The following is a 6427-nucleotide window of genomic DNA, read 5'->3' as shown; positions in this document are numbered from 1 at the left end:
ATCCCGGGTCGCTCCTCTTCCCCATGATGGCGGCGACATCGTCGGCGGCCATGTGCTTGGCCGCGTCGACGCGGAAGCCGTCGACTCCCATCGACCGCAGGTCGTCGAGGTACGCGGCGATGGTGGAGCGGACCTCCTCCTTGCCTGTGTCCAGGTCGGACAGCCCCACCAGTTCGCAGTTCTGTACGTCGCCGCGGCTCGTGTAGTCCTTGATGGCGGTGCGGCAGGTATGGAAGTCGGCGTCCTCGAAGTACCCGGGGTAGCCGTACTTCGTGTAGGCCGTTCCGCCCGTGCCCGTCCCGGACCCGGCGGCCATGTGGTTGACGACGGCGTCGGCGATGACCTTGACGCCTGCGGTGTGACAGGCGTCCACCATGGCGGCGAACGCGTCGCGGTCCCCCAGCCGGCCCGCGATTTTGTAACTGACCGGCTGGTACGAGGTCCACCACTGGTCGCCCTGGATGTGCTCGGTGGCGGGTGACACCTGCACGTATCCGTAGCCGGCGGGGCCCAGTTGACCGGTGCAGGCGGACGCCACATCCGCGTACGGCCGCTCGAACATGGTGACGGTGACGGTCTTCTCTCCCGGCGGTGTCGCCTGTGACTGCCAGGGGGCGAGGGTGGCGAGACCGGCGACGGTGACCACTCCGGCCAGCGTTCCGCCGATGAGGCGGAATCGGTGCTGCATGTGCGGCTCCTTCGACGACAGGGCACGGCTGTGCCCTCGAAGGCAGCCACGCGCCAGGCTGCCGTGGGGGGAACGTCTGGGAGCCTGCCGCTCCCTCTGAGCTGTCGTCAAGGATTTCTGCAAGGTCTTCCAGATTCTTGCGCAAGGTGACGGCTTGTCACCGGCTTCGGTCATTCCGCCCACCGGAGGGGTGCCCGCACGCCTCTCAGGAACGGGCTCGGAACAGTCGGGGTGCGGGAACGGCCGGGGCACGGATCAGGAGGACGGCGATGACAGGAGTCCCGCGGCGGCCTGCAGCGCCACGGCGTGCCGGGCCAGCTCGGGTTCGCTGCCCCGGTCGGCCGGCATGGACGCCATCAGGGCGAGCCGGTCACGCCAGCTGTTGCCGGCGAGCGGCACAGCCACGGCGTTCATTCCACACACGGACTCGCCGGCACTGTCGGCGCGGCCGAGGGTACGGATGCCTGCCAGCTCGGAGAGCAGGGCGGTGCGGGAGACCAGGGTATGGCGGGTGACACCGGGCAGCCGCTCCTCCGGGTAGAGGGCACAGACCTGTTCGGCGGTCAGCTGGGCGAGCAGCACCTTGCCCGCCGAGGTGGCGTGCGCGGGGTGTGCGCGGCCGGTCTCCAGTACGGCGCGCACGGGGTGCGGCGATTCCCTGCCGTCTGTGATGATCACCTGGTCGCCGATCAGGGCGGCGGTGCTGATCGTCTCTCCGGTTGCAGTAGCCGCCGCGTCCAGCACCACTTGCAGGCGGGCCCTGATCTCGGGGCCGTATCCGGCCGGGCGGCCCAGCGTGACCAGTTCGGGTCCCGCGGAGTAGCCCCGGCCCGAGGTGTCCCGGGTGGCGAAGCCGCGCGACTCCAGGGTGCTGAGCACACGGTGCGCGGTGGAGCGGGCGACGTCCAGTTCCCTGGCGGCATCGGTGACCGACAGGGTGTCATGGGTGAGGAAGAGGCGCATCAGACGCAGCCCGGTGTCCAAAGACTCGATGATGTAGCTCTTGGGCTCGGCCACGGGGTCCTCTCGATCGTGTCACTGGGGCCGTGTTCCTGGTGCGGCGCCCTGCACCCATGATTCCGGTCCGGTCGGGCGGCGAGTAACCGCCGTCCGGAACCAGCTCGGTGCCGGCGAAGAAGCACGACTCGTCTGTCGGCCGCGGCCGCCCGGGCGCGGCCGACTTCGCGGTGACAGGACGACATGCGGGAACGAGTGCGAGCCCAGGGCTCCGCTCCAGCCCTCCAGGGTGGCGACCACCCGCCCTACGTCCGGCTGGTCTTGACCAGGTGTCAGCCATGCTGCTTGGATCACCCGCATGAAGCGCTGCCAGGAGCTCACGCGACGACGCCACGTCGATCTCGTGCGTACCGCCGGCGCTCTCTGTCTCCGCGCGGGCTGACAGCGCGGGCGGGTTGATCCGCTCCCGCTTCTCCGCATCGGGCTCCGCCGCCGTTCCTCGACAGGTGAACGCGCGGGCGCCTTCGCTGTCCGGTGCCGTCTTCGAGGACGCTTCCACCATCCGCGGGACACTCCCTTCCGGTCTGCTCGCGTTCTCGCACCGGTCGCCGGCAACTCCTCGGCCGATCACTCAACACGTGCGGCCCAAGCGCTGGTTGCCGCCTTCTCCCTGCCCTCCTGGTACTCCTGACCGGAAAGGACCGCCCTGTCGTGTCCCTCTCCCCCGCTCGCCGCCGAACCGCTCGATTGAGGCCCGTCGGCGCGCTACTGGCGGCCTTCGTCCTCGGCTGCGCCGGCTCCGCCTCGGCCGTCTCTCCCGCATCCTTCGGCCCGACGCCTCCGCACAACCCGTACGCCGGCCCCGACGGCACCGCCACCATGCACGGGGACACGGGTTCCTCGGACACCACGCCGCTGGCCGGGCCGGGTGCCGGCACCCTGACCTCCTCACGCACGGCCCTCGCCTCGGCCTGCCCGACCGTCCTGGTCGGGGCCGACGGCTACCCCGTCGCGCTCTGTACCCCGATCTTCGGCCAGGTGCCGACGGTCCATCTGCTCGATCCGGACGACGGGTCGTCCCTGGCCACACTGAAGCTGACCAAGGGATCGCTGCTCGGCGGTGTCTACGCCTACATCGACAACCAGGACCGGCTGGTCGTCGCGGACGGCAGCCGCAGCCTGCTCCGGGTCGGACACCACCAGGACGGCGAGGGCGGGTGGAGCCTGAGGGTCGACCGGAGCCTTTCGCTGGCCTCCGTCATACCGGAGGGCGACGCGGTCACCGGTCTGACGCCCGACTGGGACGGCCGCGTCTGGTTCGCCACGGGCGGCGGGGTGGTCGGCACGGCCGACGACAGCACGGGCAGCGTGAAGGCTCTCACCCTGCCCGCGGGTGAACGGGTCGCCAACAGCATCTCCACGGCCCCGGAGGGCACCGCGGTCACCACCACGCACGCCACCTACCTGCTGACCACACAGGACGGGACGCCGAAGGTCCTCTGGCGCAAGGCGTACGACCGCGGCTCCGCCCGTAAGCCCGGCCTGCTGAGCTGGGGCAGCGGCTCGACTCCCACGTTCCTCGGCCCCGCCAAGGGTACGGAGTACGTCGCCATCGTCGACAACGCCGACACGGCGGCCAACCTGAAGGTGTACCGCACCGCCGACGGCTCGGACGTCTGCTCGGTCCCGGTGCTCAAGGCGGCGAACGGCCCCGGCAGCGAGAACTCCCCGGTGGGTGTCGGCCGCAGTGTCTTCGTCGCGGGCACCTACGGCTACCCGTACCCCGCCGTCCCGGAGGGGGCGGGCGACAGCGTTCCTGCCTCCGCGGACTTCGCCGGCGGCTTGTCCCGGGTGGACGTACGGGCGGACGGTTCGGGCTGCTCTCTCGTGTGGGACAACACCCTGCGGTCGGCAGCCGTGCCGAAGCTGTCGACGGCCGACGGCCTGCTCCACACCGTGGTGCGCGACCCTCTGATCCCCGGCACCAAGGGGACGAGCCTGCTCGACCCGTACCGCTATGTACAGATCGACCCCGACAGCGGACAGATCACCCGTTCCACGAAGGTCGGGATCGGATCGCTGTACGACACCCTGCAGATGGCGGGCACGGTCGCACCGGACGGTGCCTATCTCCAGGGCACGGTGACCGGGGTGCTGCGCATCACCGCGCAGTGAGCGTACGTGGCGGGCAGGAGGATCCTGCCCGCCACGGCCTCCGGCCGGTCCGGCCGTCGCGTCAAACCGAGGGGTCGTCCGGACCGAGGAGCGGTGGCGAGGGCAGCCCGAAGTGATCGGCGATGATCCGCGTCGTGAGTGCTCCGTCCGCGTTGAACCCCGGATCCACTTCGTACGCCGGTGTGTCCCGGCCGATGATCCCTGCATCGAGCAGTTCGCGCACCAACAGGTCCCCGCTCCGCCGTGACTCACGACGGCCACCGATATTGAAGATCGTCCGCTCGAATCCGCCGTGGCTGTGGACGAACTGGAACGGATGGTCGTCGCAGTGCGGGATCATGTAGTTCTGACCGTGCTCGCAGGTGCAGGCGGGCGTGGACGCCAGGAACACCGTTTCCACCGGGTCAGGACCTTCTCCGCGGTCGGCGTAGCGGTATCCGGTGATGTGGCACGCCAGTTGCCAGGCCGACACACCGTCCGAGGCCGAATACGCGTCATGGGTCACCCACGCCCAGCCGGATGCTTCGCCGCCGTCGGTCACCGGACGTCCCTCTTCGGCGAAGACCGCGGTCAGCGCGGGCAGGCTCATCCCCCTGCAGAAAGTGACGTAGGTGTTCGGAGCGAGCCGGGTCACTTCGCCGCCACCTCCTTGGACAGCGGAGGCGAAGGCAGCACGAAGAAGTCGGCTATCGCCCTCACGAGACGGTTCTCGTCGTCGTAGTGATGGTCGAAACAGTCGTGCCCCTCCCCCTCCGCCCACCCGCATTCCGATTCGGGGCCAATGAGGTTCGCCGCCAGGAGCTCGGCGGACAGGTAGTCAGGGTTCTCACCCACTCGCTGTCCTACGTCCTCGAAGCTGAAGTGGAGGACCGTGCGGCCGTCACGGTAGTACGAGAAGTCCGGGCCGTGCGCCTTCGCGCTGCACGGCTCGGTCACGAATACGACGACCTCTCCGCCGCCCTGACAGAGGCTGCGGTAGTCGACGAGATCGTAGTCGTCGGCCTCGGGATTCAGCATGTCGTGCACGGCCCACGCCCACCCGTTGGCCTCGCCGCACTCAAGAGGCTCGCGCAGCAGACCGCGCAGCCCCTCGGTGAGTGCGCCGGGGGACTTGCCCCGGGCGAAGACGAGGTTCACCTCGTGGTCGGGGAAGGAATGGTCTGTCCAGTCGGTCATGCCGAGGACTCTAGATGCGGACACTGACATCGGGACGGGGACGATGACAGGACGTCAGCCGGCACGGGACCGTGCGCGACAAGGCACAGGGCCCTCGTCGCGCACACCGGGTTCCGGGGCGACGCAGGATCACGGTGCTGTGGAATAGGGGACCACGGTCAGGTTAGGGTCACCTAATTGACATGCCCTCAGCGTTTCGCCCTCCCTCTCACAAGGAGACGTTCATGCGCCGCGTGACGGAACAGGCTCGCACTGCGGACGGCCTCACGGCCGGTGTGGAGGACGCCTTCACCGAGTTCGGGCTGCCGGGAGTGGCCGGCACCGCCGAGTTCTGGGCGGCGGCAGGGACACCCGTGTCGGTGCCTGCCGACGACGGCGGTTGGGTGACCTTGTTCCTGTGGCGGGGGTCGCCGGCGAGCGTCGGCTTCGAGAGCTGGTCGGAGCCCGTGCCCCTGCGCCGGTGGGGCGGCACAGACTGCTGGTACGCCGAGGTGCGCATGCCTCCCCGGCTGCGGGTGACCTACCAGTTCCTCGCGGACGACGGGGCGCACGCCGACCCGTTCAACCCGGTCGGTGCGGGTGGGGACCGGTCCATCGCGGCGACCCCGGACGCCCCTCACCAGCCGCACTGGCCCCTTGTGGGCGCCGACGACGTCCTGCCCGTCCCGCCCGCCCGCATCCGCTGGGCCGGCGGACGGCTGGGCGGAAGGCGCACCGTGCGGATCCACCCGGCGGGCGGCGGCGGCCCGGTGGTGCTGCTGCTCGACGGTGACGACTGGCTGTACCTCCATCCGGCCATGACCGCGTTCGACTCTGCCGTTGCGAACGGCGACATGCCACCCGTCACCCTCGTCTTCGTTCCGGCCAAGGACAGAGCGGCCGAGTTCGGGTGCGGGCCCGAGCTGTGGGAGGCGGTCCGGGACGAACTGCCGCCGCTGGTCGCGGAGTCCGGTGTGCCGGCCGACTGGGACCGGCTGGTGGTCGCCGGCCAGAGCCTCGGAGGGCTGAGCGCGATGTACGCGGCCCTGGAGTTCCCGGAGCTGGTGTCGCGCGTCGCCTGCCAGTCGCCGTCGTTCTGGTGGACTCCCGGGGCACCGGACCTCGCGGACCCGCTCGGTGGCCCGTTGGGTGGTGTCGTCGCGTCGCGCCTGCGGGAGCGTCCCGATCTGTCCGGGCTGCGCGTCGCGTTCGACGTGGGGGAACACGAGACGCGGATGCTCCCCCACTGTGAGCTCGCCGAGACCCTGGCCGAACAGGCCGGTGCGACCGTGCGCGTCTCACGGTCGGCATCGGCCCACGACCGGGCGGGCTGGCGGCACGCCCTGCTCAGGGATGTCGCCTGGGCGCTGGCCTAAGGCCTCTCGTTCGGATCTTGCCGGGCTCGCGTGCCCTGGTGCCGCACCTCGCCGCGTTGGCGGCGGAGGAGGGAGG

General features: G+C 70.3%; 7 protein-coding genes. 3 read left to right on the top strand and 4 right to left on the bottom strand.

The window, feature by feature from the left end; genetic code table 11:
- A partial coding sequence (locus ACFWFI_RS37645; RefSeq protein WP_387399468.1) for an alpha-amylase family glycosyl hydrolase occupies positions 1-688 on the bottom strand: 688 nt, incomplete at its 3' end.
- Positions 689-943: 255 nt separating this feature from the next.
- On the bottom strand, positions 944-1705 hold the full coding sequence (locus tag ACFWFI_RS37640) for an IclR family transcriptional regulator (RefSeq protein WP_387399466.1): 762 nt from the start codon (positions 1703-1705) through the stop codon (positions 944-946).
- A 298-nt stretch (positions 1706-2003) separates the two neighbouring features.
- Here ACFWFI_RS37640 and ACFWFI_RS37635 point away from each other — a divergent pair, with 298 nt between their 5' ends.
- Positions 2004-2087: a putative leader peptide gene (locus ACFWFI_RS37635; protein ID WP_382494111.1), complete on the top strand. Its 84-nt coding sequence runs from the start codon at positions 2004-2006 to the stop codon at positions 2085-2087.
- A gap of 326 nt (positions 2088-2413) precedes the next feature.
- Positions 2414-3820, top strand: coding sequence for a hypothetical protein (locus tag ACFWFI_RS37630; RefSeq protein WP_387399476.1), 1407 nt, complete (start codon positions 2414-2416; stop codon positions 3818-3820).
- 61 nt (positions 3821-3881) lie between these two features.
- Here ACFWFI_RS37630 and ACFWFI_RS37625 read toward each other — a convergent pair whose 3' ends face one another.
- Together ACFWFI_RS37625 and ACFWFI_RS37620 are read right to left on the bottom strand one after the other, a co-directional pair.
- Positions 3882-4454: a hypothetical protein gene (locus ACFWFI_RS37625; protein WP_387399463.1), complete on the bottom strand. Its 573-nt coding sequence runs from the start codon at positions 4452-4454 to the stop codon at positions 3882-3884.
- Complete coding sequence (locus ACFWFI_RS37620; RefSeq protein WP_387399460.1) at positions 4451-4996, bottom strand: hypothetical protein; 546 nt, start codon at positions 4994-4996, stop codon at positions 4451-4453. The genes ACFWFI_RS37625 and ACFWFI_RS37620 overlap by 4 nt, the downstream gene beginning before the upstream one ends.
- 224 nt (positions 4997-5220) lie before the next feature.
- Here ACFWFI_RS37620 and ACFWFI_RS37615 point away from each other — a divergent pair, with 224 nt between their 5' ends.
- Positions 5221-6351 (top strand): alpha/beta hydrolase-fold protein, encoded by a 1131-nt coding sequence (locus ACFWFI_RS37615; RefSeq protein ID WP_387399458.1) that lies wholly within the window; start codon positions 5221-5223, stop codon positions 6349-6351.
- Positions 6352-6427 lie beyond the last annotated feature (76 nt).

Source organism: Streptomyces sp. NPDC060209 (assembly GCF_042728155.1).
Classification (GTDB): Bacteria; Actinomycetota; Actinomycetes; order Streptomycetales; family Streptomycetaceae; genus Streptomyces.
The sequence above is the reverse complement of the archived record's forward strand: the minus strand, read 5'-3'. Positions and strand labels throughout refer to the sequence as shown.

Excerpts from the sequence above, each read along its gene's own strand:
- ACFWFI_RS37635 (WP_382494111.1), top strand. The coding sequence starts at position 2,004 with ATGAAGCGCTGCCAGGAGCTCACGCGACGACGCCACGTCGATCTCGTG.
- ACFWFI_RS37620 (WP_387399460.1), bottom strand. The coding sequence starts at position 4,996 with ATGACCGACTGGACAGACCATTCCTTCCCCGACCACGAGGTGAACCTC.
- ACFWFI_RS37615 (WP_387399458.1), top strand. The coding sequence starts at position 5,221 with ATGCGCCGCGTGACGGAACAGGCTCGCACTGCGGACGGCCTCACGGCC.